At 54.3% G+C, this 25,331-nt stretch carries 31 protein-coding genes; 15 read left to right on the top strand and 16 right to left on the bottom strand.

Features of this window, described 5'->3' with window-relative positions; genetic code table 11:
* Window positions 1-92: 92 nt before the first annotated feature.
* The 4 genes from glmM to rlmE all read right to left on the bottom strand — a co-directional run bounded on the left by glmM (window position 93) and on the right by rlmE (window position 5,033).
* Window positions 93-1,430, bottom strand: a complete 1,338-nt coding sequence (gene glmM, locus ABLV30_RS19655; protein WP_014226977.1) for a phosphoglucosamine mutase — start codon at window positions 1,428-1,430, stop codon at window positions 93-95.
* On the bottom strand, window positions 1,423-2,271 hold the full coding sequence (folP, locus tag ABLV30_RS19650) for a dihydropteroate synthase (protein WP_014226978.1): 849 nt from the start codon (window positions 2,269-2,271) through the stop codon (window positions 1,423-1,425). Before folP ends, glmM begins: the two co-directional genes overlap by 8 nt.
* A 98-nt stretch (window positions 2,272-2,369) precedes the next feature.
* Complete coding sequence (gene ftsH, locus ABLV30_RS19645) at window positions 2,370-4,304, bottom strand: ATP-dependent zinc metalloprotease FtsH (RefSeq protein WP_004854549.1); 1,935 nt, start codon at window positions 4,302-4,304, stop codon at window positions 2,370-2,372.
* Window positions 4,305-4,403: 99 nt separating this feature from the next.
* Entirely contained in the window at window positions 4,404-5,033 is a 630-nt protein-coding gene (rlmE, locus tag ABLV30_RS19640) for a 23S rRNA (uridine(2552)-2'-O)-methyltransferase RlmE (protein ID WP_004106110.1), read from the bottom strand.
* A gap of 124 nt (window positions 5,034-5,157) precedes the next feature.
* On the opposite strand from rlmE, the gene yhbY reads away from it, so the two are divergent.
* Window positions 5,158-5,451 (top strand): ribosome assembly RNA-binding protein YhbY, encoded by a 294-nt coding sequence (gene yhbY, locus ABLV30_RS19635; RefSeq protein WP_004139797.1) that lies wholly within the window; start codon window positions 5,158-5,160, stop codon window positions 5,449-5,451.
* A gap of 152 nt (window positions 5,452-5,603) precedes the next feature.
* On the opposite strand, the gene greA is transcribed toward yhbY, so the two are convergent.
* Window positions 5,604-6,080 (bottom strand): transcription elongation factor GreA, encoded by a 477-nt coding sequence (greA, locus tag ABLV30_RS19630; protein WP_004854554.1) that lies wholly within the window; start codon window positions 6,078-6,080, stop codon window positions 5,604-5,606.
* A gap of 234 nt (window positions 6,081-6,314) precedes the next feature.
* On the opposite strand from greA, the gene dacB reads away from it, so the two are divergent.
* The gene (gene dacB, locus ABLV30_RS19625; RefSeq protein WP_004854556.1) at window positions 6,315-7,748 is read left to right on the top strand and encodes a serine-type D-Ala-D-Ala carboxypeptidase; all 1,434 of its coding nucleotides are present in this window, start codon (window positions 6,315-6,317) and stop codon (window positions 7,746-7,748) included.
* A gap of 45 nt (window positions 7,749-7,793) precedes the next feature.
* Here the strand turns inward: dacB and cgtA are convergent, their stop codons facing one another.
* From cgtA to rplU, 4 genes are all read right to left on the bottom strand, one after another.
* Window positions 7,794-8,966, bottom strand: coding sequence for an Obg family GTPase CgtA (gene cgtA / locus ABLV30_RS19620; RefSeq protein WP_004125676.1), 1,173 nt, complete (start codon window positions 8,964-8,966; stop codon window positions 7,794-7,796).
* Window positions 8,967-8,981: 15 nt separating this feature from the next.
* Window positions 8,982-9,947, bottom strand: a complete 966-nt coding sequence (locus tag ABLV30_RS19615) for a DMT family transporter (protein WP_265801041.1) — start codon at window positions 9,945-9,947, stop codon at window positions 8,982-8,984.
* 95 nt (window positions 9,948-10,042) lie between these two features.
* Window positions 10,043-10,300 carry a 50S ribosomal protein L27 gene (gene rpmA, locus ABLV30_RS19610; protein WP_003861831.1) on the bottom strand — a complete coding sequence of 86 codons (258 nt, stop codon included), beginning with the start codon at window positions 10,298-10,300 and terminating at the stop codon, window positions 10,043-10,045.
* A 19-nt stretch (window positions 10,301-10,319) separates the two neighbouring features.
* Entirely contained in the window at window positions 10,320-10,631 is a 312-nt protein-coding gene (rplU, locus tag ABLV30_RS19605) for a 50S ribosomal protein L21 (RefSeq protein WP_004106123.1), read from the bottom strand.
* Between the two features lie 260 nt (window positions 10,632-10,891).
* Here rplU and ispB point away from each other — a divergent pair, with 260 nt between their 5' ends.
* Both ispB and sfsB read left to right on the top strand, forming a co-directional pair.
* The gene (ispB, locus tag ABLV30_RS19600) at window positions 10,892-11,863 is read left to right on the top strand and encodes an octaprenyl diphosphate synthase (protein ID WP_004854564.1); all 972 of its coding nucleotides are present in this window, start codon (window positions 10,892-10,894) and stop codon (window positions 11,861-11,863) included.
* 197 nt (window positions 11,864-12,060) lie between these two features.
* The gene (gene sfsB / locus ABLV30_RS19595) at window positions 12,061-12,333 is read left to right on the top strand and encodes a DNA-binding transcriptional regulator SfsB (RefSeq protein WP_004854566.1); all 273 of its coding nucleotides are present in this window, start codon (window positions 12,061-12,063) and stop codon (window positions 12,331-12,333) included.
* 55 nt (window positions 12,334-12,388) lie between these two features.
* Here sfsB and murA read toward each other — a convergent pair whose 3' ends face one another.
* The 7 genes from murA to mlaF all read right to left on the bottom strand — a co-directional run bounded on the left by murA (window position 12,389) and on the right by mlaF (window position 17,195).
* A complete protein-coding gene (gene murA / locus ABLV30_RS19590; protein WP_004854569.1) occupies window positions 12,389-13,648 on the bottom strand; it encodes a UDP-N-acetylglucosamine 1-carboxyvinyltransferase in 1,260 nt (419 codons plus the stop codon).
* Between the two features lie 54 nt (window positions 13,649-13,702).
* Window positions 13,703-13,957, bottom strand: coding sequence for a BolA family iron metabolism protein IbaG (ibaG, locus tag ABLV30_RS19585; RefSeq protein WP_148849739.1), 255 nt, complete (start codon window positions 13,955-13,957; stop codon window positions 13,703-13,705).
* 135 nt (window positions 13,958-14,092) lie between these two features.
* A complete protein-coding gene (gene mlaB / locus ABLV30_RS19580; protein ID WP_014839634.1) occupies window positions 14,093-14,383 on the bottom strand; it encodes a lipid asymmetry maintenance protein MlaB in 291 nt (96 codons plus the stop codon).
* Window positions 14,383-15,018: a phospholipid-binding protein MlaC gene (mlaC, locus tag ABLV30_RS19575; protein WP_257197439.1), complete on the bottom strand. Its 636-nt coding sequence runs from the start codon at window positions 15,016-15,018 to the stop codon at window positions 14,383-14,385. Before mlaC ends, mlaB begins: the two co-directional genes overlap by 1 nt.
* Before the next feature lie 18 nt (window positions 15,019-15,036).
* Window positions 15,037-15,588, bottom strand: a complete 552-nt coding sequence (mlaD, locus tag ABLV30_RS19570; protein ID WP_014226983.1) for an outer membrane lipid asymmetry maintenance protein MlaD — start codon at window positions 15,586-15,588, stop codon at window positions 15,037-15,039.
* Window positions 15,589-15,592: 4 nt separating this feature from the next.
* On the bottom strand, window positions 15,593-16,375 hold the full coding sequence (gene mlaE / locus ABLV30_RS19565) for a lipid asymmetry maintenance ABC transporter permease subunit MlaE (protein WP_004125690.1): 783 nt from the start codon (window positions 16,373-16,375) through the stop codon (window positions 15,593-15,595).
* A gap of 7 nt (window positions 16,376-16,382) precedes the next feature.
* Window positions 16,383-17,195 (bottom strand): phospholipid ABC transporter ATP-binding protein MlaF, encoded by an 813-nt coding sequence (gene mlaF, locus ABLV30_RS19560; RefSeq protein WP_004125691.1) that lies wholly within the window; start codon window positions 17,193-17,195, stop codon window positions 16,383-16,385.
* A gap of 209 nt (window positions 17,196-17,404) precedes the next feature.
* On the opposite strand from mlaF, the gene ABLV30_RS19555 reads away from it, so the two are divergent.
* From ABLV30_RS19555 to npr, 11 genes are all read left to right on the top strand, one after another.
* Window positions 17,405-18,382, top strand: a complete 978-nt coding sequence (locus ABLV30_RS19555; RefSeq protein WP_004854581.1) for a calcium/sodium antiporter — start codon at window positions 17,405-17,407, stop codon at window positions 18,380-18,382.
* A 14-nt stretch (window positions 18,383-18,396) separates the two neighbouring features.
* The gene (kdsD, locus tag ABLV30_RS19550; protein WP_004854583.1) at window positions 18,397-19,383 is read left to right on the top strand and encodes an arabinose-5-phosphate isomerase KdsD; all 987 of its coding nucleotides are present in this window, start codon (window positions 18,397-18,399) and stop codon (window positions 19,381-19,383) included.
* Window positions 19,384-19,397: 14 nt separating this feature from the next.
* Window positions 19,398-19,964, top strand: coding sequence for a 3-deoxy-manno-octulosonate-8-phosphatase KdsC (kdsC, locus tag ABLV30_RS19545; protein WP_004854584.1), 567 nt, complete (start codon window positions 19,398-19,400; stop codon window positions 19,962-19,964).
* Window positions 19,961-20,536, top strand: a complete 576-nt coding sequence (gene lptC / locus ABLV30_RS19540) for an LPS export ABC transporter periplasmic protein LptC (RefSeq protein WP_004854587.1) — start codon at window positions 19,961-19,963, stop codon at window positions 20,534-20,536. The genes kdsC and lptC overlap by 4 nt, the downstream gene beginning before the upstream one ends.
* Window positions 20,505-21,050 carry a lipopolysaccharide ABC transporter substrate-binding protein LptA gene (gene lptA / locus ABLV30_RS19535; protein WP_004125703.1) on the top strand — a complete coding sequence of 182 codons (546 nt, stop codon included), beginning with the start codon at window positions 20,505-20,507 and terminating at the stop codon, window positions 21,048-21,050. Before lptC ends, lptA begins: the two co-directional genes overlap by 32 nt.
* 6 nt (window positions 21,051-21,056) lie before the next feature.
* Window positions 21,057-21,782 carry an LPS export ABC transporter ATP-binding protein gene (gene lptB / locus ABLV30_RS19530; RefSeq protein ID WP_004125705.1) on the top strand — a complete coding sequence of 242 codons (726 nt, stop codon included), beginning with the start codon at window positions 21,057-21,059 and terminating at the stop codon, window positions 21,780-21,782.
* A 47-nt stretch (window positions 21,783-21,829) separates the two neighbouring features.
* The gene (gene rpoN / locus ABLV30_RS19525) at window positions 21,830-23,263 is read left to right on the top strand and encodes an RNA polymerase factor sigma-54 (RefSeq protein ID WP_025108150.1); all 1,434 of its coding nucleotides are present in this window, start codon (window positions 21,830-21,832) and stop codon (window positions 23,261-23,263) included.
* Between the two features lie 22 nt (window positions 23,264-23,285).
* Window positions 23,286-23,573, top strand: coding sequence for a ribosome hibernation promoting factor (gene hpf / locus ABLV30_RS19520; protein ID WP_004106167.1), 288 nt, complete (start codon window positions 23,286-23,288; stop codon window positions 23,571-23,573).
* A gap of 65 nt (window positions 23,574-23,638) precedes the next feature.
* A complete protein-coding gene (ptsN, locus tag ABLV30_RS19515) occupies window positions 23,639-24,127 on the top strand; it encodes a PTS IIA-like nitrogen regulatory protein PtsN (protein ID WP_004854593.1) in 489 nt (162 codons plus the stop codon).
* Between the two features lie 45 nt (window positions 24,128-24,172).
* A complete protein-coding gene (rapZ, locus tag ABLV30_RS19510) occupies window positions 24,173-25,027 on the top strand; it encodes an RNase adapter RapZ (protein WP_004106169.1) in 855 nt (284 codons plus the stop codon).
* Entirely contained in the window at window positions 25,024-25,296 is a 273-nt protein-coding gene (gene npr / locus ABLV30_RS19505) for a PTS phosphocarrier protein NPr (protein WP_004106170.1), read from the top strand. Before rapZ ends, npr begins: the two co-directional genes overlap by 4 nt.
* Window positions 25,297-25,331: the final 35 nt, after the last annotated feature.

Genomic DNA, 25,331 nt, shown 5'->3' with positions numbered 1-25,331 from the left:
TGTATCAAGTGCGGAAAAAAACAGCAAAAAGCGATTTTTTGTCGATTAAAAAGGCGGCAAGCGTCGCCTTTTTAATCACTTAGCAAGAGAGATTAAACGCTTTTTACGGCATCGGCGATACGGTGGGCAAATTCGTGCACCTGCTCTTCGTGCTCACCTTCCACCATAACGCGAATCAGCGGCTCTGTGCCTGATTTACGCAGCAGTACACGACCCCGATTGCCCAGCGCCGCTTCCACTTCAGCCGTTACCGCTTTTACGTGCTCATGTTCCAGCGGGTTACCGCTACCTTCAGTAAAGCGTACGTTAACCAGAAGCTGCGGGAACATTTTCATTCCGCTGCACAGGTCGTGCAGGCTCATGTGGTTACGCACCATCGCCGCCACAACCTGCAGACTGGCGACAATCCCATCCCCCGTCGTGGTTTTATCCAGTAAGATCACATGACCGGAGTTTTCTGCGCCAATGCGCCAGCCTTTCTCCTGCAGCTTCTCCAGCACATAGCGGTCGCCCACCTTCGCGCGAACGAAAGGAATGCCCAGCTGTTTGAGCGCCAGTTCAAGGCCCATGTTGCTCATGAGCGTCCCGACGGCGCCGCCCCGTAGCTGCCCCTGGCGTAGCCCCTCACGGGCAATGATATAGAGGATCTGGTCACCGTCGACTTTGTTGCCTTCGTGGTCCACCATGATGACCCGATCGCCATCGCCATCGTAGGCAATACCCAGGTCGGCTTTCTCCGCCAGCACGCGTGCCTGCAGAGCACGAACGTCTGTCGCCCCGACCTCTTCATTGATGTTGAGGCCATCAGGCTCACAGCCCATCGCAATAACCTGAGCGCCCAGCTCGCGGAAAACATTTGGCGCAATATGATAAGTCGCCCCGTGAGCGCAATCGACTACCACCTTCAAAGCATTGAGGCTCAGCTCGTTCGGAAAGGTGCCTTTGCAAAACTCGATATAGCGACCGGCTGCGTCGACGATACGACTGGCTTTACCCAGCTCGGCGGAATCCACGCAGGTCAGCTCTTTTTCCATTTCGGCTTCAATGGCTTCTTCTACCTCATCCGGAAGCTTGGTACCTTCGATAGAGAAGAATTTGATGCCGTTGTCATAAAACGGATTATGTGAAGCGGAAATCACAATCCCGGCTTCCGCGCGGAAGGTGCGCGTCAGATAGGCAATTGCCGGCGTTGGCATCGGGCCGGTAAAAGAAGCGGATAATCCCGCGGCGGCCAGTCCAGCCTCCAGCGCGGACTCCAGCATATACCCTGAAATACGGGTATCTTTACCAATAATAATCTTCCGTGAACCGTGGCGTGCCAGCACCTTACCCGCCGCCCAGCCCAGCTTTAATACAAATTCTGGCGTTATTGGCGCATCGCCTACGCGGCCACGAATACCATCCGTACCAAAATATTTGCGGTTACTCATAACGTTTATTTTCCTTAGCGGCCAGGGTAGCTTCAACCACGCGCAGCGCTTCTACCGTTTCTTTGACATCATGGACGCGAATAATCTGCGCGCCCTGCATTGCAGCAATGACTGCGCAAGCCAGGCTGCCATTCAGGCGTTCCGTCGGCCCGACATTCAGCAACTGACCTACCATCGACTTACGCGACATGCCTACCAGCAGCGGAAGACCAAAATGATGGAACTCTCCAAGTCGGGCAAGCAGTTCATAATTATGAGAAAGATTTTTACCGAAACCAAATCCCGGGTCGAGCAACAATTTATCTTTTGCGATACCGGCCCGTTCGCAACGCACAATATGTTCGATAAAAAAGCGCTCAACGTCAGCAAACACGTCCGCGTACTTCGGGGCATCCTGCATTGTCTTTGGCTGACCCTGCATATGCATCAGGCACACCGGTAAGCCCGTTTCAGCCGCCGCCTCCAGCGCTCCCGGTTCGGTCAGCGAGCGGATATCATTGATGATATGCGCGCCAACACGCGCTGACTCGCGAATCACCTCCGGCTTTGAGGTATCAACGGAAATCCAGACTTCAAAGCGCTGGGCAATCGCTTCTACCGTCGGAATGACTCGCGCCAGCTCTTCCTCGACGCTGACATCTGCCGCCCCCGGACGCGTCGATTCCCCACCGATATCAATGATAGTCGCCCCGGCATTGATCATCAGATTGGCATGTTTCACGGCTTCGACCAGCGTGTTATGGGTCCCGCCATCAGAGAACGAATCCGGGGTCACGTTAAGAATACCCATCACATGTGGGTGAGAGAGATCGAGGGTTGAGCCCTGGGCTACAAGTTTCATCGCTAAATCCCTGAGTCAGAGAAAGATTGAAAAAGAAAAACCCCGGAGCAAACGCTCAGGGGTTTTAGAAAAGTACAACAGCATCAAGAACGGCTAACTTATTTGTCGCCCAGCTGTTCTGACATCGTATTGCCCGGGTTTGGCGTACGCGGTTCATCGACCGGACGCGGCGCACGAGGCGTGCCATTGTTGTCAGAATTGTTGGACGAGCCCGGTTCTTCCCAGCCAGCTGGCGGGCGAACATCGCGGCGAGCCATCAGGTCATCAATCTGCGGGGCGTCGATGGTCTCATATTTCATGAGCGCGTCTTTCATCGCGTGCAGGATGTCCATATTATCGTTCAGAAGCTGGCGTGCACGATTGTAGTTACGCTCAATCAGTGACTTCACTTCCTGGTCGATGATACGCGCCGTTTCATCGGACATATGCTTCGCTTTCGCAACGCTGCGGCCAAGGAATACTTCACCTTCTTCTTCGGCATACAGCAGCGGGCCGAGTTTGTCAGAGAAGCCCCACTGGGTCACCATGTTACGCGCCAGGTTGGTCGCGACTTTAATGTCGTTCGACGCACCGGTAGAAACATGCTCTACGCCGTAGATAATCTCTTCCGCCAGACGACCGCCGTAAAGGGTAGAAATCTGGCTTTCCAGCTTCTGACGGCTGGCGCTGATCGCGTCGCCTTCAGGCAGGAAGAAGGTGACACCCAGCGCGCGACCGCGCGGAATAATCGTCACTTTGTGCACCGGGTCGTGTTCCGGCACCAGGCGACCAATAATTGCGTGACCGGCTTCGTGATACGCGGTGGACTCTTTCTGCGCTTCCGTCATCACCATGGAGCGACGTTCCGCACCCATCATGATTTTGTCTTTCGCTTTCTCGAATTCAACCATCGATACAACGCGCTTGTTGCCACGAGCGGCAAACAGCGCAGCTTCGTTCACCAGGTTTGCCAGGTCAGCACCGGAGAAGCCAGGCGTACCGCGGGCGATAATTGCCGCGTCGATATCCGGCGCCAGCGGTACGCGACGCATATGCACTTTCAGAATCTGTTCGCGACCGCGGACATCCGGCAGACCGACCACAACCTGACGGTCAAAGCGGCCTGGACGCAGCAGCGCAGGGTCAAGAACGTCCGGACGGTTGGTTGCTGCGATAACGATGATACCTTCGTTACCCTCGAAGCCGTCCATCTCTACCAGCATCTGGTTCAGCGTCTGCTCACGTTCATCGTGACCACCGCCCAGGCCAGCGCCACGCTGACGGCCGACGGCGTCGATTTCATCGATAAAGATGATGCACGGAGCCGCTTTCTTGGCTTGTTCAAACATGTCGCGCACGCGGGATGCACCCACACCGACGAACATTTCAACGAAGTCAGAACCGGAAATCGTAAAGAACGGTACCTTTGCTTCACCCGCGATGGCTTTTGCCAGCAAGGTTTTACCGGTACCCGGAGGGCCGACCATCAGGACGCCTTTCGGGATTTTACCGCCCAGCTTCTGGAAACGGCTCGGCTCGCGCAGGTATTCAACCAGTTCACCGACTTCTTCTTTCGCTTCGTCACAACCGGCGACGTCGGCAAAAGTGGTTTTGATCTGGTCTTCCGTTAGCATACGCGCCTTGCTCTTACCGAACGACATGGCGCCTTTGCCACCGCCGCCCTGCATCTGGCGCATAAAGAAGATCCAGACGCCGATAAGAAGCAGCATCGGGAACCAGGAGATGAAGATAGAAGCCAGCAGGCTCGGTTCTTCTGGCGGCTCACCTACCACCTTGACGTTTTTAGTCAGAAGGTTATCAAGCAGCTTAGGATCGTTCACCGGGATGTAGGTCGTGTAACGGTTACTATCTTTCTTGGTAACGTTTATCTCACGTCCGTTGATACGCGCTTCGCGAACCTGGTCCTGATTGACCTCCTGCAGGAAGGTAGAATAATCCACCTTGCGGCCATTCGACTCGCTGGGCCCAAAGCTCTGGAATACTGACATCAGCACAACGGCAATGACCAGCCAGAGTATTAGGTTTTTCGCCATGTCACTCAAGGGATTAACCTCATATTACAACTGTGTTAAAAACAGCGTCAGGATACTCTATATCCAGCGTCTTTCAAACTTTCGTTTGAAATCTGCCGGTTATGGTTTACGCCCGGTCGCTACAATATACACTTCACGCGAACGGGCGCGAGAAGAGTCCGGCTTACGAACTTTGACCTTCGTAAACAGGGAGCGAATCTCTCTTAGATACTCATCGAAGCCTTCGCCCTGGAACACCTTCACTACAAAACTACCACCTGGCGCTAATACATCACGAGCCATTCCAAGCGCCAGTTCCACCAGATACATGGCCCGGGGAATATCCACCGCCGGTGTTCCACACATATTTGGCGCCATATCGGACATGACAACTTGTACTTTACTGTCACCTACACGCTCAAGTAACGCTTTCAGGACTAATTCATCACGAAAGTCGCCCTGAAGGAAGTCCACACCAACGATTGGATCCATAGGTAAAAGATCGCAAGCAATGATGCGGCCGCTGTTACCGATCTGCGTAACCGCGTATTGCGACCAGCCACCGGGTGCAGCGCCGAGGTCAACTATCGTCATCCCCGGTTTAAAAATCTTGTCACTTTGCTGTATTTCATCAAGTTTAAACCAGGCACGGGAACGTAACCCCTTTTTCTGTGCCTGCTGAACATATTTATCGCTAAAGTGTTCCTGAAGCCAACGACTTGAGCTGGCAGAACGCTTTTTACCTGTCATTTAACATTCCCATTTCGGGTTCATCGTACTTCGCGACGTAAAAATCGACGCGGTAGTTTGGCGATATATGGGAGATGGCGGTAGAATGAACCGTTTTCAATCCCAACGTAAGCAAAAAAATACGATGAATCTGAGTACTAAACAAAAACAGCACCTGAAAGGTCTGGCACATCCGCTCAAGCCGGTAGTTATGCTTGGCAATAATGGTTTGACCGAAGGGGTACTGGCCGAGATTGAACAAGCGTTAGAGCACCATGAACTTATCAAGGTGAAGATCGCCTCGGAAGATCGCGAAACTAAAACCTTGATCGTGGAAGCTATCGTGCGCGAAACCGGCGCCTGTAATGTACAGGTCATCGGTAAAACGCTGGTTCTGTACCGCCCGACTAAAGAGCGTAAAATCTCGCTGCCACGCTAAGAATATCCTGGTTATCGACACAACTTTGTGTAAATCGAGGGTTTTCTGCGGGTAGACGAGCAAAATGCCATGCTCCGGACGCTGATAAAAGGCCGCTACGCGGCCTTTTTCCTTTCTTTACAATCCATCAACATCGTAGCGTTAAATTCGAATTAAAGGTACTCAACCTTAAGAATTTCGAATTCGACTTCCCCGCCCGGTGTACGGATAACCACCACATCGTCCTGCTCTTTACCGATTAAACCACGTGCAATCGGTGAGTTTACAGAAATCAGATTTTGCTTAAAATCGGCCTCGTCATCGCCAACGATACGATAAGTTTGCTCTTCATCCGTATCGAGATTCAGAACGCTGACCGTCGAACCAAAAATCACCCGGCCATTGTTGGGCATTTTGGTGATATCGATGACCTGCGCGTTCGACAGCTTCGCTTCGATATCCTTAATGCGACCTTCACAGAAGCCCTGCTGTTCACGGGCAGCATGATACTCAGCATTTTCTTTCAGATCGCCGTGCTCGCGGGCCTCAGCGATGGCCGCGATGATTTCAGGACGACGTACGGACTTCAGAAAATCCAGTTCTTCGCGCAGTTTTTCAGCGCCACGTAAGGTCATCGGAATAGCTTGCATTTGTTATACCTCTTTTTCATTCCTTCATGGAGCAGACAACGCCGCTCCGCAGCCGGTCAAGACTTGAGCAGGGCCGGAGCAAAAGAAAACCGACCCGGAAAGTCATCCCCAGGCCAGCAGCAATTTTCAATTTGATACGTATTTTACCCTGAAGTTCACTATGGGTCATCGTTTACTTTACAGGGCGATGCACCGTAGTATGACGGACTGGTTTCAGGTTGTTAGCGCGAGATTATGCGATTTTCCAGATTTATCATCGGATTGACTGCCGGTATAGCGCTTAGCGCTCAGGCGGCGAATATTGACGAGTACATCAATCAGCTTCCTGCGGGCGCAAACCTTGCCTTTATGGCGCAGAAGGTGGGATCCCCGACGCCGGAGATAGACTACCATAGCCAGCAGATGGCGCTCCCCGCCAGCACCCAAAAAGTGATAACCGCGCTTGCTGCGCTGCTGCAGCTGGGTCCGGACTTCCGCTTCACCACGACGCTGGAAACGAAAGGCAGCCTCGATGGCGGCGTCCTGAAAGGCGACCTCATTGCGCGCTTTGGCGGCGATCCTACCCTCAGGCGTCAGGATATTCGTAATATGGTGGCCACGCTGAAGAAAGCAGGCGTCCAGCGAATTGAAGGTAATGTGCTGATCGATACCTCCATCTTCGCCAGCCATGACAAAGCGCCTGGCTGGCCATGGAACGATATGACGCAGTGCTTTAGCGCCCCGCCGGCGGCGGCGATTGTCGATCGGAACTGCTTCTCCATCTCGCTCTATAGCGCGCAAAAGCCGGGCGATCTGGCGTTTATTCGCGTGGCGTCTTACTACCCGGTGACCATGTTCAGCCAGGTGCGTACGCTGCCCCGGGGCTCTTCTGAAGCCCAGTACTGTGAGCTTGACGTGGTTCCCGGCGATCTGAACCGTTATACCCTGACCGGCTGTCTGCCGCAGCGCAGCGAGCCGCTGCCGCTGGCTTTTGCCATTCAGGATGGCGCCAGCTACGCCGGTGCGATTCTGAAAGCTGAGCTGACCGACGCCGACATCACCTGGAGCGGTACGCTGCTGCGCCAGACGCTGGCAAACGATCCGGGTACCGTCCTGGCAAGTACACAATCTGCGCCGCTGCACGATCTGCTGCGTATTATGCTGAAAAAATCGGACAACATGATCGCCGATACGGTATTCCGCACCATTGGGCACGCTCGCTTCAGCGTACCGGGTACCTGGCGAGCCGGTTCCGATGCGGTTCGGCAGATCTTACGTCAGCAGGCCGGCGTCGATCTCGGGAATACCATCATTGCCGATGGCTCAGGTCTGTCGCGCCATAACCTCATCGCACCCGCAACGATGATGCAGGTGCTGCAGTACATCGCCCAGCACGATAATGAACTCAACTTTATCTCGATGCTGCCTCTGGCCGGCCATGATGGTTCTCTGCAGTACCGCGCAGGCCTGCATCAGGCGGGTGTCGATGGCAAAGTCTCGGCGAAAACGGGTTCACTGCAGGGGGTGTATAACCTGGCCGGTTTCATCACGACGGCCAGCGGGCAGAAGATGGCGTTCGTGCAATACCTGTCTGGCTACGCCGTGCCTCCGGCCGACCAGCGTAATCGCCGCATTCCACTGGTGCGGTTCGAAAGCCGATTGTACAAAGACCTCTATCAGAACAACTAAAGCAAAAGGGCCGCATCATTGGCGGCCCTTTTCGTTTGTTCAGGATTAACGTTTGTAGATGAATTCAACGCCTTCTTCGTCGTCTTCATCCCAATCATCATCCCAGTCTTCATCATCTTCCACTTCAGCTTCTTCAAGCTGCTGGCGGTGGTAGTCGTCCCACATAAACTCGACTTTTTCGGCAGGCTTCGCTTCTTCCGCATGCACAATCGGGTTTTCGATGATAAAGGTCATCACGTCCCAGCACAGGTCTTTTACGCCCTGCTGGCTGGCCGCCGAAATCAGGTAGAACTTATCTTCCCAGCCCAGCGCCTGCGCGATAGCTTTCGCTTTCGCTTCCGCCTCAGCTTTGTCCATCAGGTCAATCTTGTTAAAGACCAGCCAGCGCGGCTTAGAAGCCAGTTTCTCACTGTATTTTTCCAGCTCACCGATAATAATCCGCGCGTTCTCCACCGGATCGGAACCATCAATCGGCTCGATATCGATGAGATGCAGCAGCACGCGGCAGCGCTCCAGGTGCTTCAGGAAGCGAATACCGAGACCCGCGCCTTCAGCGGCGCCTTCAATCAGCCCCGGGATATCCGCCACCACGAAGCTCTTCTCGTTGTCCATACGCACCACGCCGAGGCTCGGCACCAGCGTAGTAAACGGATAGTCAGCGACTTTAGGCTTCGCGGCGGAAACGGCACGAATAAAGGTCGATTTACCCGCATTCGGCATTCCCAGCATGCCGACGTCCGCCAGCAGCATCAGCTCCAGCTGCAGATCGCGCTTATCGCCCGGCGTCCCCATCGTCTTTTGACGTGGAGTACGGTTAACGGACGATTTGAAACGGGTGTTACCCAGACCGTGCCAGCCGCCTTTGGCGACCATCAGGCGCTGACCGTGCTTGGTCATATCACCCATCGTCTCGCCGGTGCCCTGATCGATGACGCGAGTCCCTACCGGTACCTTCACCGTTACGTCTTTACCGCGTTTACCGGTACAGTCACGGCTCTGACCGTTCTGCCCGCGCTCAGCGCGGAAAGACTTCTCAAAACGGTAGTCGATCAGGGTGTTGAGGTTTTCGTCCGCCTCAAGCCAGACGTCGCCGCCGTCACCGCCGTCACCGCCGTCCGGGCCGCCTCTCGGGATATATTTTTCGCGGCGGAAGCTAACGCAACCATTGCCGCCATCGCCTGCTACGACCAGGATCGTTGCTTCATCAACAAACTTCATTTTACTCTCCGTAAATCATTCGCCTGAGCGGGGGAGCGGCACAACCGCTTCTCGCTTACGCCATCGTCCCCAAAGACGATGACCGACGGCGGAATACATCGCGCCCGCAACCACGACAAACGCACCGAGATAACCCATCAGGTTCAACAGCGGTCTGGCGAAAACGTCGGGCCAGGCCAGTGATAATAAATCTGAAAACAGCAGCGTAAAAAGCGGCGTTAAGGTAATCAACGCGCTCACCTGCGCCGCCTGCCAGCGCGCCATTGCCTCCGCCAGAGCGCCGTAGCCGACCAGGGTATTGAGCCCGCAAAAAACCAGACAGGCCAGCTGCCAGTCGCTTAATGCCAGCACCTGCGAAGGCTTCGCTAATGGCAATAGCGATATCGTACATAAAGTGTACAGCAAAAAAAGGATTTGCTGTGATGCCAGACGGCGCAATAACACCTTTTGCGCGACGCCGTAGCACACCCACACCGTCGCCGCACCTACGCCGAAAATTACCCCCCACGTGTAGTCCGTCAGGCGGGTAAAAATCTCGATCAGGCTGGTGTTAAAAAACATCACCAGACCGCTCACCAGCATCAGCGCTCCCACAACCTGAGTGCCGCGCATTTTCTCTTTAAGGACAAAAACGCTGGCCACCATCATGCCGACCGGAGACAGCTGGCCAATCACCTGGGAAGCGGTGGGGCTGAGATATTGCAAGGAAGAACTAAACAGAATGAAGTTACCGAACAAACCCGCTGCCGCAATAACCAGCAGTACCAACCACCGCGGCTTGCGAAAAATCCGCAGCGGGGGCAGTTTTCTTTTCATGGCGAGGATAGCGCCAAGACCAAAACTTGCCATCAAAAAGCGGTAAAACACCACCGTCGGCGGTTCCATCACTTCAAGAACCTGCTTCATTGCTATCGGCAGGGCACCCCAGCACATCGCCGTGGTGAGCGCTAAAATAATGCCGATGCCGGCCTGCTGCTTCATGCCCGTTTTCCCTGCAGAAAATTTTCCGGGGTTTCAATGTAAAAAGCCCCGCAACACGTTGCGGGGCTTTAATCCGTTACCGGACCACGAAAAACTTACTCAGCAACGATGCTGATGTATTTACGGTTGTTCGGGCCTTTAACTTCGAATTTCACTTTACCGTCTGCTTTAGCAAACAGAGTGTGGTCACGACCGCAACCTACGTTAGTGCCAGCGTGGAATTTGGTACCACGTTGACGAACGATGATGCTACCCGCCAGAACGGATTCGCCACCGAAACGCTTAACGCCCAGGCGTTTAGCTTCTGAATCGCGACCGTTACGAGTTGAGCCGCCAGCCTTTTTATGTGCCATTTAAATCTCTCCTCAGGTCTTAGGCGCTGATGCCAGTAATTTTCACATCAGTGAACCACTGACGATGGCCCTGCTGCTTACGGTAGTGTTTACGACGACGAAACTTAACGATTTTAACTTTCTCGCCACGACCGTGTGCAACAACTTCAGCTTTGATTACGCCGCCCTCAACGAAAGGAACGCCGATTTTAATTTCTTCACCGTTTGCGATCATCAGCACTTCTGCGAACTCAACAGCTTCGCCAGTTGCGATGTCCAGCTTTTCCAGGCGAATGGTTTGACCTTCGCTTACTCGGTGTTGTTTACCACCACTTTGGAAAACCGCGTACATATAAAACTCCGCTTCCGCGCACCTCTTCGTATGATTCAGAGTGCGCTATAAATATTCACAATAGGGCGCGAATATTACGCAAAACGCGAGCCTTTGACAAGAGCGATCAGCGATCAACGCAGAAAAAAAACACAACTTTCACTCCAGCGTTTAACTACGGCAATTTTTCAGTACAATCATAGCTTCTTTTAATTCTATCTTAATCCTTCTGTGATCCCATTCGGATACGCGGTAACAGGACATTTGGCCCGGCTTTTGCGATGAATTTAGAAAAAATCAATGAGTTAACCGCGCAGGATATGGCGGGCGTCAATGCGACAATTCTTGAGCAACTCGACTCTGATGTTCAGCTTATCAATCAGTTAGGCTATTACATTGTTAGCGGAGGCGGTAAACGCATTCGCCCGATGATTGCCGTACTGGCCGCGCGTGCCGTTGGATATCAGGGAAACGCTCACGTCGCCATTGCCGCGCTGATCGAATTTATCCATACCGCCACCCTGCTGCATGATGATGTCGTCGATGAGTCTGATATGCGCCGGGGAAAAGCCACCGCAAACGCCGCTTTTGGCAATGCGGCTAGCGTGCTGGTCGGTGATTTTATCTACACCCGCGCCTTTCAGATGATGACCAGCCTTGGGTCATTGAGAGTGCTGGAAGTGATGTCGGAAGCCGTTAACGTCATTGCCGAAGGCGAAGTCCTGCAGTTGATGAACGTTAACGACCCGGATATCACTGAAGAAAACTACATGCGGGTCATTTACAGCAAGACCGCACGTTTGTTTGAAGCCGCAGCCCAGTGCTCCGGCATTCTGGCCGACTGCAGCGCGGAACAAGAGAAAGCGTTACAGGATTACGGACGCTATCTGGGTACCGCTTTCCAGCTGATCGACGATCTGCTTGACTACAGTTCAGACGGTGAGCGTCTGGGTAAAAACGTCGGTGACGATCTGAATGAAGGCAAACCCACCCTTCCCCTGCTGCATGCTATGCAACACGGCAACGCAGAGCAGTCCGCCATGATCCGTGGGGCGATTGAGCAGGGTAATGGCCGTCATCTTCTCGACGCCGTACTGGAAACGATGGCAACCTGCGGCTCGCTGGAATGGACCCAAAAACGCGCGGAGGAAGAGGCTGATAAAGCAATTGCCGCGCTTCAGGTCCTTCCCGATTCTCCGTGGCGTGAAGCGCTAATCGGTCTTGCCCACATCGCTGTGCAACGCGATCACTAACCCCTCCTCTTGCTTTCCCGCGCAAACCGCGGGAAAGTTCCAGTAAGCGTCAAAAAACCAAGAACCAGCCGTATACCTTGATATATTCCTAATATCAAACCCATTAAAAGAACTTGTTAGAACATTACTGGAACCCACGGTATAGTCATTTTGTCGTCCATTAAGGACGCCAGGCATGTTTATTACCAGGAGAATTTATGGATAAGTTCATCGACTGGCATCCGGCGGATATTATTGCCGGATTACGCAAAAAAGGGACGTCGCTGGCAGCTGAATCGCGGCGTAATGGTTTAAGTTCTTCAACGCTCGCCAATGCGCTGACCCGGCCCTGGCCCAAGGGCGAGCTGATTATTGCTAACGCGCTGGAAACCGATCCGTGGGTAATATGGCCATCGCGCTATCACGATCCCCATACCCATCAGTTTATCGACAGAACGCAAATGATGCGCCCAAGGAAGAACAACAAGTAAAGCGAGGTTGCAGACAACAGCCCCCGGACAAACGTCAGAGGGCTGCTGCTACGGCTTATTCGCCTTTGACGCGTTCGATATTCGCACCAAGCGCCTGAAGCTTGTCTTCGATACGTTCGTAGCCGCGGTCAATGTGGTAAATACGATCGACAATCGTCGTACCTTCCGCAATACAGCCCGCCAGTACCAGGCTGGCTGACGCACGCAGATCCGTCGCCATCACCTGGGCGCCAGAAAGCTGCTTCACGCCGTGGCAAATCGCCGTATTGCTCTCGATTTCCGCATGCGCGCCCATACGGATCAGTTCCGGGATATGCATGAAACGGTTTTCGAAGATCGTCTCGGTGATCACGCCGGTGCCCTCGGCAACCAGATTCAGCAAGGTGAACTGTGCCTGCATGTCGGTCGGGAAGCCTGGATGTGGGGCAGTACGCACGTTGACGGCCTTCGGACGATTGCCGTGCATGTCCAGGCTAATCCAGTCTTCGCCCGTTTCGATATCCGCACCGGCGTCGCGTAGCTTAGCCAGAACCGCATCAAGGGTATCCGGCTGGGCATTGCGGCACAGGATCTTACCGCCAGAAATCGCCGCCGCCACCAGGAACGTCCCGGTTTCAATACGATCCGGCAGAACGCGGTAGACGCCGCCGCCGAGGCGCGCTACGCCTTCGATGGTGATGCGATCGGTACCCTGACCTTTGATCTTCGCACCCAGCGTGTTGAGAAAGTTCGCGGTATCGACAATTTCCGGCTCGCGCGCGGCGTTTTCGATAACGGTCGTACCTTCCGCCAGCGTCGCAGCGCTCATGATGGTCACGGTAGCGCCAACGCTGACCTTATCCATCACAATATGCGCGCCTTTCAGACGTCCATTAACCGACGCCTTGACATAACCCTCTTCCAGCTTGATTTCCGCACCCAGCTGCTCAAGGCCGGTAATGTGTAAATCAACGGGGCGCGCGCCGATGGCGCAGCCGCCGGGAAGAGAAACCTGCCCCTGGCCAAAACGCGCCACCAGCGGTCCCAGCGCCCAAATAGACGCGCGCATGGTTTTGACGAGGTCATACGGAGCACAGAAAACGTCGACCGGGCCGGCATCGATCCATACGGAGCCGTTGCGCTTAACGTTCGCGCCCAGCTGGCTCAGCAGTTTCATGGTGGTATCGATGTCTTTCAGCTTCGGTACGTTTTGGATCTCAATCGGCTCTTCGGCTAATAGCGCGGCAAAGAGGATTGGCAGGGCGGCGTTTTTCGCGCCGGAAATGGTGACCTCGCCCTGAAGACGAGTTGGCCCCTGAACACGGAATTTATCCATTGATTCTGTTCTCTGTTAAGAATTCACATACGCTGCGGGGAACATCCCCACAGCTTATAAGCCATTAAGTTTGCGGTCTCGCGCCCACTCCTGCGGAGTAAACGCTTTAATCGACAGAGCATGGATGCGGTTATCGGCAATATATTCCATCAGCGGGGCATAGATAGCCTGTTGCTTCTTGACCCGACTAATGCCGTCGAACATCTCACCCACAGCAATAACCTGAAAGTGGCTGCCATCGCCAGAGACGTGGACTTCCTGAAGGGAGAGTGCGTTCATCAGCACGGTCTGAATTTCATGATTTTCCATGGGCTACATTTATCTGATAGTGAAAACAGCCCAACATCTTAGAGGAAAGTGGCGCCGTCTTAAACAAGCAAAAAGCCCCATCGAAAAGTTTGATGGGGCTTTCAGAATAGCTTCAGCACTAAGGCACTGAAAAAGTTATGGGATCATATCAGCAGGAAGGTTATACAACCTGACCAGGGTTTGCAGATTTTCACTCTTCCCGGTCAATTTAGCCTCCCCACCCTGCCGACGAACCAGTGCGATAAAATGCACTAATAGCGCCAGCCCGGCGGTGTCCACGCGGGTCACGGCGCTCAGGTCGATGGCAGACACGCCATCCGTCGCCTGCGCGCGCGCTTCCCACAGCGGGACCAAAAGATCCTGGTCCAGCTCTCCGCGCAGCGCCAGCGTCTCACCATCGCGAGCCCAGCTCAGCTGCCCGGTCATTATTTTTTCTGTTCCAGCGTAATCGGCTGCGCGGAGCTTGCCTTCAGCTGCGCCGTCAGACCATCAACGCCTTTAGTACGCAGCAGATCGCTCCACTCGTTTTGTTTAGTGGTGATCATGCTCACCCCTTCCGCAATCATGTCGTACGCCTGCCAGTTACCGGTCTGGGTATTTTTACGCCACTGGAAATCCAGGCGCACCGGCGGACGGCCATTCGGATCAAGGATGGTGACGCGGATAGGAACAATGGTCGCGCTGCCCAAAGGCTGCTCAGGGGCAATCTGATAGGTCTGACCGTGATACATCGCCAGCGCCTGGCCATAGGCCTGCTTCAGATATTCGCGGAAGGCGGCAAAATAGGCTTCACGCTGCGCCGGGGTCGCTTCTTTGTAATAACGACCTAACACCAGCGCGCCGGCGTATTTCACCTGAACATAGGGCAGCAGTTCCTGATCGACGATATCGCGCAGGTAGTTCGGGTTGGCCTGAATCTTCGGCTGCTCGTTCTTGAGGCGATCGAAGGTTTTCTGCGCCGCTTCGTCCATCAGCTTGTACGGATTGGACTGATCCGCGGCGGTGGCCGCAGTCCAGGGGGCAATCACCAGCATGGCGACCATTAGTAAGCGTTTAAACATATCTTAACTCTCCTGAAATTAGTGCGTCGTGCCGGCTGGCGGCGTAGCGTCAGTATGACTCTCTCCAGCAGCCTGTTCATCGCCAGAATTCTTATTGTCGCTACCTTTACTGTTATAAAGGAACTGGCCTATCAAATCTTCCAGCACCATTGCGGATTTGGTGTCCTGAATGGTACCGCCATCTTTAAGGATAGTGGTTCCCAGCTCAGGATCTTCAAACCCGATATTCATCGCCAGGTACTGTTCGCCCAGCAGACCGGAAGTTCGGATCGCCAGCGAGCTGGTATCCGGAATATGGTTGTAGCGCTCATCAATATCGAGCGCGACGCGAGGCAGGTAGGTCTTAGGATCGAGCGTAATATCCGCCACGCGTCCAACGACAACGCCGCCAATCCGCACCGGAGAGCGCGCTTTGAGACCGCCGATATTGTCAAAAGTGGCATAGAGCCGATAAGTCGGTTCGGTACGTAAAGAGGTTACGTTTGCCGCCTTCAGGCAGACAAACAGCGCGGCCAGCAGCGCAACCAGTAAAAACACCCCTACCCAGATTTCATTTTTTCTCGTTTGCATGAACTCAATTCCCAAACATCAGCGCAGTCAGCACAAAATCCAGCCCCAGAACCGCCAGCGACGCATGCACCACGGTACGCGTCGTCGCCCGGCTAATCCCGGCGGAAGTGGGGATAGCGTCATAACCGTTAAATAACGCGATCCATGTTACCGTAATGGCGAAAACCAGGCTCTTAATCAGGCAGTTAACCAGATCCATCCGCCAGTCAACGGCATTTTGCATCGCGCTCCAGAAGAAGCCGCCATCGATGCCCTTCCAGCTGACACCAACCAGCGAGCCGCCCCAAACGCCGACCGCCACAAAAATAATCGTTAACAACGGTAGTGAAATCACCCCCGCCCAGAAACGCGGAGAGATCACGCGGCGAAGCGGGTCGACCGCCATCATCTCCATACTGGAGAGCTGCTCCGTTGCGCGCATCAGGCCAATTTCAGCAGTCAGCGCCGAGCCGGCACGCCCGGCAAACAGCAGCGCGGCGACCACCGGCCCCAGCTCACGCAGCAGCGACAGCGCCACCAGCATGCCCAGACTGGTTTCGGCGCTATAGGTGGTCAACACCAGATAGCCCTGCAGGCCCAGCACCATACCGATAAACAGACCCGATACAATGATGATCAGCATCGATAGCACGCCAACGTTGTACAGCTGACGCACCAGCAGCGGCGCATGCTTGCGAAACTCAGGCTTGCCCACAACCGCGTTGAAGAGCATTAATCCAGCACGCCCGAACGTCGCGATAGTTTTTATACCGCGATGCCCAAGCGCGGCTAGCGCATTTAACAACATGAGTCGCTTAACTCCCTTTGCCCAATAAATCATGATGATAATCACCCGCCGGATAGCGGAACGGCACCGGGCCGTCGGCGATACCATCAATGAACTGACGAACCCGAGGATCGGCATTTTCACGCAGCGACTGCGCGCTCCCATGCGCTACGACCTTTTTGTCCGCCACGATATATGCAAAGTCCGCGATGCTGAGCACCTCCGGCACATCATGCGAAACCACGATACAGGTGACACCCAGGGTGCTATTGAGTTCAGAAATCAGCTTCACCAGCACCCCCATCGTAATGGGGTCCTGCCCGACAAAGGGCTCATCGAACATGATTAAATCAGGTTCGAGCGCAATCGCCCTCGCCAGGGCGGCACGGCGCGCCATGCCGCCGGAAAGCTCAGAAGGCATCAGCTTCGCGGCTCCGCGTAGCCCAACGGCTTCCAGCTTCATCATCACCGTGGTGTGCAGCAGCGCTTCCGGCAAACGCGTATGCTCGCGCAGCGGATAAGCGACGTTATCGAACACATTCAGATCGGTGAACAGCGCGCCGGACTGAAACAGCATGCTCATGCGCTTGCGGACGGTATACAGGCGCGAACGCGACATCTGCGGTACGTTTTCACCATCAAACAGGATCTCGCCTTTATCGGGCGGGATCTGACCGCCGATGAGACGTAACAGGGTGGTTTTGCCGATCCCTGATGGCCCCATTATCGCGGTGATCTTGCCGCGGGGTACCGATAGCGAGATATCATCGAAGATCACGCGATCGCCCCTCGAGAAGCGAATACCGCGCACTTCGACTAGATTCGCCGAACTCTGGCTCATAAAATCATCCTTACTAGACACCCGTCGGGCTAAGCATGGCGCTTTCTTTCACCACAAACCCAACATTTTTACAGAATCTTACCCGCCCGGGTTAGCGAAAGCTGGCATTTGTTTTACTTTTGGCACACATAAAGTCAAAATTAAGAATTCGTTACGCTGCCTACGGACGGCCAGCGAGGCGACGATTATACCTGAAGAAAGGACTTTAGATGCTCTTAGCGACGGCTCTGTTAATTATTGGTTTATTGCTGGTTGTCTACAGCGCCGATCGTCTGGTCTACGCCGCTTCAATACTCTGCCGTATGCTGGGGATCCCTCCCCTGATTATTGGCATGACGGTAGTCAGCATCGGTACCAGTTTGCCGGAAGTGATTGTTTCCGCCGCCGCTTCCCTGCATGGGCAGACCGATCTGGCGATCGGCACCGCTCTCGGATCGAATATCACCAATATCCTGCTGATCCTCGGCCTCACCGCGCTGTTTCAACCTTTTACCGTGCATTCTGATATCCTGCGCCGCGAATTGCCGTTAATGTTGCTGGTTAGTTTACTGGCAGGATTTGTGCTGTACGACGGCCAGCTTACGCGGATAGACGGCCTTTTTTTGCTGGCGCTGGCCATTCTGTGGCTGCTGTTTACCCTTAAAATTGCCCGCCTTGCGGAACGCCAGGGTAACGACAGCCTGACCCGTGAACAGCTGGCGGAGCTGCCGCGAGAAGGCTCGCTTCCCGTCGCGCTGCTCTGGTTGGGCGTCGCGATGATTGTGATGCCGATGGCTACGCGGATGGTGGTCGATAACGCCACGGTGCTGGCAAACTTTTTTGCTATCAGCGAACTGACCGTCGGCTTAACGGTCGTCGCTATCGGCACCAGCCTGCCCGAGCTGGCCACGGCCATCGCCGGAGCGCGAAAAGGCGAAAATGACATCGCTATCGGCAATATCATTGGCGCTAATATTCTTAATATTGTACTGGTCCTCGGGCTCCCCGCGCTGATTGCGCCAGGCACCTTTGCCGCCGAGGCCTTTACCCGCGATTATGGCGTCATGCTGCTGGTCAGCCTGATCTTCGCCGCGCTGTGCTGGCGCCGTAAGCAGCAGCCCGGTCGCCTTGCCGGTGCCCTGCTGCTGGGTGGTTTTGTGCTTTGGTTAGCGATGCTGTACTGGACAGCGCCGCTCTTCGTTGAATGATTCGGGATAACATTATGTCGCAAATAGATTTGCCAGCGGATTTTGACTTTCAACGGGCAGGCCGCGAGGTTCTGGACATTGAACGTGAAGGTCTGGCCCAGCTCGATCAATACATTAATGAAGATTTTACCCGTGCCTGTGAGACCATTTTCCGCTGTACCGGTAAAGTTGTGGTGATGGGAATGGGGAAATCCGGCCATATCGGGCGAAAAATGGCAGCCACTTTCGCCAGTACCGGAACGTCATCTTTCTTCGTTCATCCCGGTGAGGCCGCGCACGGCGATTTAGGCATGGTAACTCCATGCGACGTGGTGATCGCGCTATCCAACTCGGGCGAGTCAAATGAAATCCTCGCCCTGATTCCGGTGCTTAAGCGCCAGCAGGTGGCGCTGATTTGTATCACCAGCCGACCGGAAAGCAGTATGGCGCGCGCGGCGGATATTCACCTGTGCGTGAAGGTGCCCAAAGAGGCCTGCCCGTTAGGGCTGGCCCCCACGTCAAGCACCACCGCCGCGCTGGTCATGGGCGATGCCCTTGCCGTAGCGCTGCTGGAAGCCCGCGGTTTTACCGCTGAAGATTTTGCGCTATCGCACCCTGGCGGCGCTCTGGGCCGTAAGCTACTGCTGCGGGTCAATGATATCATGCACACCGGCGATGAAATTCCGCACGTTGGCCTGGAGGCCACGCTCCGCGATGCGTTGCTGGAAATCACGCGCAAAAATTTAGGCATGACCGCCATTTGCGATGATGAAATGAATATCATCGGCATCTTCACCGATGGCGATCTGCGCCGCGTATTTGATACCGGCATTGATATGCGTAACGCCAGTATTGCCGAAGTGATGACGCGAGGCGGAATCCGCATCCGTCCCGGCACGCTGGCCGTTGATGCGCTGAACCTGATGCAGTCCCGTCATATCACCTGCGTGCTGGTTGCTGATGGCGACCGTCTGGTAGGTGTGATACATATGCACGATCTCCTGCGCGCGGGCGTAGTGTAAGTAAGGAAAAAATAATGAATAATGCTGATGCCCTGATAGCGACCTGCTACGGGCCGGTAAGCCAGGACTTTCTTGACCGGGCGGCGAAGATCCGTTTATTGATACTTGATGTAGACGGCGTTTTGTCCGACGGTCTTATCTATATGGGTAACAACGGCGAAGAGCTGAAGGCGTTTAACGTGCGCGACGGCTACGGTATCCGCTGCGCCCTGACTTCAGATATTGAAGTGGCGATAATTACCGGGCGAAACGCTAAACTGGTGGAAGATCGCTGCCAAACGCTGGGCATTACGCATCTCTACCAGGGGCAGTCGGATAAGCTGCTGGCGTTTCGTGAACTACTCAATAAACTGGCCGTTAGCGCGGATGAAGTCGCCTATATTGGCGACGATCTGATCGACTGGCCGGTGATGGCTGAAGTAGGTTTAAGCATAGCGGTAGCCGATGCGCATCCGTTGCTGCTCCCGCGCGCGGATTACGTTACTCGTATCAACGGGGGTCGCGGAGCGGTACGCGAAGTGTGCGATTTGCTACTATTGGCGCAGGGCAAGCTGGATGAGGCCAAAGGGCAATCTATATGAGTAAAACCAGACGTTGGGTTATCATTTTACTGTCGCTGGTCGCGCTGATCCTGATCGGCCTGAACCTGGCGAGTACGGACGATACCACCCAGCAAGCGATCAATCCTGACGATCCAACGTATACCAGCGAGCATACTGATACCGTCGTGTATAGTCCCGAAGGGGCGCTTAACTACCGGCTCATCGCGGAACACGTGGAGTATTTTTCCGAACAGCAGCTCTCGTGGTTCACAAAACCGGTGATGACCACCTTTGATACCAATAAAGTACCAACCTGGTCTATCAAAGCGGATAAAGCTAAGTTGACGAATGACCGCATGCTGTATCTTTACGGGCACGTTGAGGTAAATGCGCTGACGGCGGATTCTCAACTGCGCAAAATTACGACGGATAACGCCCAGATAAACCTGGTGACGCAGGATGTTACCTCCGATGACATGGTGACGTTGTACGGAACAACATTTAATTCCAGCGGCCTGAAAATGCGCGGGAACCTGCGCAGTAAAAATGCCGAGCTGATTGAAAAGGTTAGAACCTCATATGAAATTCAGAACAAACAAACTCAGCCTTAAGATTGCGCTCGCCAGCGCCTTACTGGCCGCCAGCCTGTCGGCACAGGCAAAGACAGGTGATACCGATCAGCCGATTCACATTGAATCCGATCAGCAGTCGCTGGATATGCAGGGCAACGTCGTCACCTTTACGGGGAATGTTGTCGTCACTCAGGGAACGATCAAAATCAACGCCGACAAAGTTGTTGTGACCCGTCCGGGTGGAGAGAAAGGCAAAGAGGTTATTGATGGCTACGGTAACCCGGCCACCTTCTACCAGATGCAGGACAACGGTAAGCCGGTAAAAGGCCGCGCGTCGAAAATGCATTATGAACTGCAAAACGACTTTGTCGTCCTGACCGGCAATGCGCATCTGGAACAGATCGATAGCAATATCCAGGGCGACAAAATCACTTACCTGGTGAAAGAGCAAAAAATGCAGGCCTTCAGCAATAAAGGCGGGCGCGTGACCACGGTTCTGGTTCCTTCGCAGCTGCAGGACAAGGGTAGCGATCAGTCAAAGAAGGGTAAGTAATTCGTTATGGCAACATTAACTGCAAAGAATCTTGCTAAAGCCTATAAAGGCCGCCGCGTTGTAGAAGACGTCAGCCTGACCGTGAATTCGGGCGAGATTGTTGGTCTGCTCGGTCCGAACGGTGCCGGTAAAACCACCACGTTCTATATGGTCGTTGGTATCGTACCGCGCGACGCCGGCAACATTATCATCGATGATGAAGATATCAGCCTGCTGCCCCTGCACGCGCGCGCGCGTCGCGGAATCGGCTATTTGCCGCAGGAGGCCTCCATATTCCGCCGCCTGAGCGTTTACGATAACCTGATGGCGGTACTGCAGATTCGCGACGACCTGAGCAACGAGCAGCGTGAAGACCGGGCGAAAGAGCTGATGGAGGAGTTTCACATTGAGCATCTGCGCGATAGCCTCGGCCAGGCGCTCTCCGGTGGTGAACGCCGCCGCGTCGAGATCGCCCGCGCGCTGGCCGCTAACCCGAAATTTATCCTGCTGGATGAACCCTTCGCCGGCGTGGACCCCATCTCCGTCATTGATATCAAACGCATTATTGAACACCTGCGCGACAGCGGTCTTGGCGTCCTGATAACCGACCATAACGTCCGGGAAACGCTGGCCGTGTGTGAGCGTGCTTATATCGTCAGCCAGGGCCACCTGATAGCTCACGGTACGCCACAGCAAATCCTTGAAGACGAGCAGGTTAAGCGCGTGTATCTTGGGGAAGACTTCAGACTCTGATAGGGTAGAGGTTACAGACGTTTTAGCCGGAGATATTGGCCCTGAATATGAAGCAAGGTTTGCAATTAAGGCTAAGCCAACAGCTTGCCATGACGCCACAACTGCAGCAGGCGATTCGTCTACTGCAGCTGTCCACGTTAGAACTCCAGCAAGAACTCCAGCAGGCGCTGGACAGCAACCCGTTGCTGGAGCAAACCGATCTTCACGATGAGGTAGAAACCAAAGAGGCCGAAGATCGTGAGTCTCTGGATACCGTCGATGCCCTTGAGCAGAAAGACATGCCCGAAGAGCTGCCGCTTGATGCCAGCTGGGATGAGATTTACACCGCCGGAACGCCGTCAGGCAACGGCGTTGATTACCAGGATGATGAACTGCCCGTCTACCAGGGCGAGACCACGCAAAGCCTGCAGGATTATCTGATGTGGCAGGTTGAACTGACGCCCTTCACCGATACCGATCGCGCGATCGCGACCTCTATCGTCGATGCCGTTGATGATACTGGCTACCTGACCGTTCCTGTCGAAGACATCGTGGAAAGTATTGGCGATGATGAAATCGGGCTTGAAGAAGTAGAAGCGGTTCTCAAGCGCATTCAGCGTTTCGATCCCGTCGGCGTGGCGGCAAAAGATTTACGCGATTGCCTGCTGGTTCAGCTTTCACAGTTTGCCAAAGAGACGCCGTGGATTGATGAAGCTCGCCTGATCATCAGCGAACACCTTGATCTGCTTGCCAATCACGACTTCCGTAGCCTGATGCGCGTGACCCGCCTCAAAGAAGACGTGCTAAAGGAAGCGGTAAATCTGATCCAATCGCTGGATCCGCGCCCGGGCCAGTCGATCCAGACTGGCGAGCCAGAATATGTCATTCCTGACGTTCTGGTGCGTAAAGTGAACGATCGTTGGGTCGTTGAGCTCAATTCAGATAGCCTTCCGCGCCTGAAGATCAACCAGCACTATGCCGCCATGGGTAACAGTACGCGCAATGACGCTGACGGCCAGTTTATCCGCAGCAACCTGCAGGAAGCGCGCTGGCTTATCAAGAGCCTCGAGAGCCGCAACGACACCCTTCTGCGCGTCAGCCGCTGCATTGTCGAACAGCAGCAGGCTTTTTTTGAACAAGGTGAAGAGTTTATGAAACCGATGGTGCTGGCGGACATCGCTCAGGCCGTCGAAATGCATGAATCCACCATTTCACGCGTTACTACGCAAAAATACCTGCACAGTCCGCGCGGTATTTTTGAGCTGAAGTATTTCTTCTCCAGCCATGTAAACACCGAAGGCGGCGGCGAAGCATCGTCGACGGCCATTCGTGCGCTGGTGAAGAAATTAATCGCCGCGGAAAACCCCGCGAAACCATTGAGTGACAGTAAGCTCACCACCCTGCTATCCGATCAGGGTATTATGGTGGCGCGGCGAACCGTTGCTAAGTACCGAGAGTCTTTATCCATTCCGCCGTCAAATCAGCGTAAGCAGCTGGTTTGACCCAACCGATAAGGAAGACACTATGCAGCTCAACATTACAGGACACAACGTTGAAATAACCCCCGCGATGCGCGATTTCGTTACCGCGAAGTTCAGCAAACTGGAGCAGTTTTTCGACAGGATCAACCAGGTCTACATTGTGTTAAAAGTGGAGAAGGTGACGCAAATAGCGGACGCCAATCTGCATGTCAACGGTGGTGAAATCCATGCCAGTGCGGAAGGGCAGGATATGTATGCTGCGATCGATGGTCTTATCGATAAGCTGGCAAGACAGCTAACAAAACATAAAGATAAACTGAAACAACACTAATTGTCCGGGCAATAGCCTACGCCAACCGCCCGCAGGCGGTTGGCCAGGAGAGCTCAGGTGAAATTATGATAAATAACGATTCGGCTCTACAACTGAGCAATGTCCTTAACCAGGAATGTACCCGTAGCCAGGTTCACTGCCAGAGCAAAAAACGCGCGCTGGAAATCATCAGCGAGCTGGCGGCAAAGCAGCTAGGCTTACCGCCCCAGATCGTCTTCGAGGCGATCCTCACCCGTGAGAAAATGGGCAGTACCGGGATTGGCAACGGTATTGCGATCCCACACGGTAAACTCGAAGAGGATACGCTGCGGGCCGTGGGCGTTTTTGTTCAGTTGGAAACCCCAATTGCCTTCGATGCTATCGACAATCAACCCGTCGATCTGCTGTTTGCCCTTCTTGTCCCGGCCGATCAAACTAAAACGCATCTGCATACGCTCTCGCTGGTGGCGAAACGTCTGGCAGATAAAACTATTTGCCGCCGCCTGCGCGCTGCGCAAAGTGATGAAGAGCTGTATGAAATCATTACTGAAGCGGGAAGTAATAATGAGGCGTAACGGAAGTCGCACCTTACTCTTTTTCGTACTGAGGAGAAACGGTACATGGTACTGATGATCGTCAGCGGCCGTTCAGGGTCGGGGAAATCCGTCGCCCTGCGAGCGCTGGAAGATATGGGTTTTTACTGCGTCGATAACCTGCCGGTTGTGCTGTTGCCCGAGCTGGCGCGCTCGCTCGCCGACAGAAACATCTCGGCAGCCGTCAGCATTGACGTGCGTAACATGCCCGAGTCGCCGGAAATCTTCGAGCAGGCGATGAAAAATCTGCCCGCAGAATTTTCACCTCAGCTGCTGTTCCTGGATGCCGATCGTAACACCCTGATTCGCCGCTACAGCGACACGCGTCGTTTACATCCTCTGTCCAGTAAAAACCTGTCGCTGGAAAGCGCCATCGATGAAGAGAGCGACCTGCTGGAGCCTCTGCGTTCCCGCGCCGACCTGATCGTCGATACCTCAGAAATGTCGGTGCATGAGCTGGCAGAAATGCTGCGCACGCGTTTATTAGGCAAACGCGAGCGCGAACTGACGATGGTGTTTGAATCCTTTGGCTTTAAGCACGGTATACCTATCGATGCCGACTACGTTTTTGACGTGCGCTTTCTGCCGAACCCGCACTGGGATCCGAAGCTTCGTCCCATGACCGGCCTCGATAAGCCCGTCGCCGCCTTCCTCGACCGGCACACGGAAGTTCACAATTTTATCTACCAGACCCGCAGCTATCTTGAGCTATGGTTACCTATGCTGGAGACCAATAACCGCAGCTATTTGACGGTGGCCATTGGTTGTACCGGTGGTAAACACCGTTCGGTTTACATCGCCGAACAGCTGGCTGACTACTTCCGCTCGCGCGGTAAGAACGTGCAGTCTCGTCATCGGACGCTGGAAAAACGCAAATCATGACCGTTAAGCAAACCGTTGAAATCACCAATAAGCTGGGCATGCACGCTCGCCCGGCGATGAAGCTGTTTGAATTAATGCAGAACTATGATGCCGAGGTGCTGCTGCGTAATGATGAAGGTACCGAAGCGGAAGCAAATAGCGTGATTGCGCTGCTGATGCTCGATTCAGCTAAAGGGCGTCAGATCGAGATTGAAGCCAACGGCCCACAGGAAGTGGAGGCGCTGGCAGCGGTTATCGCGCTGTTCAACGCCGGGTTTGATGAGGATTAGCTTTCATTCCCCCGGCGGCAGCGTGCCTTCCGGGT

This window comes from Klebsiella sp. CN_Kp113 (assembly GCF_040064585.1).
GTDB lineage: Bacteria > Pseudomonadota > Gammaproteobacteria > Enterobacterales > Enterobacteriaceae > Klebsiella > Klebsiella michiganensis.
Note: the sequence above shows the minus strand (reverse complement) of the source record. Positions and strands in the feature narration are given on the sequence as shown.

Bases quoted from the DNA above. Each gene is read 5' to 3' on its own strand.
- sfsB (WP_004854566.1), top strand. From the start codon at position 12,061: ATGGATAAGTTCATCGACTGGCATCCGGCGGATATTATTGCCGGATTA.
- lptA (WP_004125703.1), top strand. From the start codon at position 20,505: ATGAAATTCAGAACAAACAAACTCAGCCTTAAGATTGCGCTCGCCAGC.
- rpoN (WP_025108150.1), top strand. From the start codon at position 21,830: ATGAAGCAAGGTTTGCAATTAAGGCTAAGCCAACAGCTTGCCATGACG.
- dacB (WP_004854556.1), top strand. From the start codon at position 6,315: ATGCGATTTTCCAGATTTATCATCGGATTGACTGCCGGTATAGCGCTT.
- cgtA (WP_004125676.1), bottom strand. From the start codon at position 8,966: ATGAAGTTTGTTGATGAAGCAACGATCCTGGTCGTAGCAGGCGATGGC.
- mlaC (WP_257197439.1), bottom strand. From the start codon at position 15,018: ATGTTTAAACGCTTACTAATGGTCGCCATGCTGGTGATTGCCCCCTGG.
- lptB (WP_004125705.1), top strand. From the start codon at position 21,057: ATGGCAACATTAACTGCAAAGAATCTTGCTAAAGCCTATAAAGGCCGC.
- rpmA (WP_003861831.1), bottom strand. From the start codon at position 10,300: ATGGCACATAAAAAGGCTGGCGGCTCAACTCGTAACGGTCGCGATTCA.
- rplU (WP_004106123.1), bottom strand. From the start codon at position 10,631: ATGTACGCGGTTTTCCAAAGTGGTGGTAAACAACACCGAGTAAGCGAA.
- mlaD (WP_014226983.1), bottom strand. From the start codon at position 15,588: ATGCAAACGAGAAAAAATGAAATCTGGGTAGGGGTGTTTTTACTGGTT.
- yhbY (WP_004139797.1), top strand. From the start codon at position 5,158: ATGAATCTGAGTACTAAACAAAAACAGCACCTGAAAGGTCTGGCACAT.
- ptsN (WP_004854593.1), top strand. From the start codon at position 23,639: ATGATAAATAACGATTCGGCTCTACAACTGAGCAATGTCCTTAACCAG.
- ABLV30_RS19615 (WP_265801041.1), bottom strand. From the start codon at position 9,947: ATGAAGCAGCAGGCCGGCATCGGCATTATTTTAGCGCTCACCACGGCG.
- glmM (WP_014226977.1), bottom strand. From the start codon at position 1,430: ATGAGTAACCGCAAATATTTTGGTACGGATGGTATTCGTGGCCGCGTA.
- npr (WP_004106170.1), top strand. From the start codon at position 25,024: ATGACCGTTAAGCAAACCGTTGAAATCACCAATAAGCTGGGCATGCAC.
- ABLV30_RS19555 (WP_004854581.1), top strand. From the start codon at position 17,405: ATGCTCTTAGCGACGGCTCTGTTAATTATTGGTTTATTGCTGGTTGTC.
- mlaE (WP_004125690.1), bottom strand. From the start codon at position 16,375: ATGTTGTTAAATGCGCTAGCCGCGCTTGGGCATCGCGGTATAAAAACT.
- kdsC (WP_004854584.1), top strand. From the start codon at position 19,398: ATGAATAATGCTGATGCCCTGATAGCGACCTGCTACGGGCCGGTAAGC.
- rapZ (WP_004106169.1), top strand. From the start codon at position 24,173: ATGGTACTGATGATCGTCAGCGGCCGTTCAGGGTCGGGGAAATCCGTC.
- ftsH (WP_004854549.1), bottom strand. From the start codon at position 4,304: ATGGCGAAAAACCTAATACTCTGGCTGGTCATTGCCGTTGTGCTGATG.
- hpf (WP_004106167.1), top strand. From the start codon at position 23,286: ATGCAGCTCAACATTACAGGACACAACGTTGAAATAACCCCCGCGATG.
- mlaF (WP_004125691.1), bottom strand. From the start codon at position 17,195: ATGAGCCAGAGTTCGGCGAATCTAGTCGAAGTGCGCGGTATTCGCTTC.
- kdsD (WP_004854583.1), top strand. From the start codon at position 18,397: ATGTCGCAAATAGATTTGCCAGCGGATTTTGACTTTCAACGGGCAGGC.
- rlmE (WP_004106110.1), bottom strand. From the start codon at position 5,033: ATGACAGGTAAAAAGCGTTCTGCCAGCTCAAGTCGTTGGCTTCAGGAA.
- mlaB (WP_014839634.1), bottom strand. From the start codon at position 14,383: ATGACCGGGCAGCTGAGCTGGGCTCGCGATGGTGAGACGCTGGCGCTG.
- lptC (WP_004854587.1), top strand. From the start codon at position 19,961: ATGAGTAAAACCAGACGTTGGGTTATCATTTTACTGTCGCTGGTCGCG.
- murA (WP_004854569.1), bottom strand. From the start codon at position 13,648: ATGGATAAATTCCGTGTTCAGGGGCCAACTCGTCTTCAGGGCGAGGTC.
- folP (WP_014226978.1), bottom strand. From the start codon at position 2,271: ATGAAACTTGTAGCCCAGGGCTCAACCCTCGATCTCTCTCACCCACAT.
- ibaG (WP_148849739.1), bottom strand. From the start codon at position 13,957: ATGGAAAATCATGAAATTCAGACCGTGCTGATGAACGCACTCTCCCTT.
- greA (WP_004854554.1), bottom strand. From the start codon at position 6,080: ATGCAAGCTATTCCGATGACCTTACGTGGCGCTGAAAAACTGCGCGAA.
- ispB (WP_004854564.1), top strand. From the start codon at position 10,892: ATGAATTTAGAAAAAATCAATGAGTTAACCGCGCAGGATATGGCGGGC.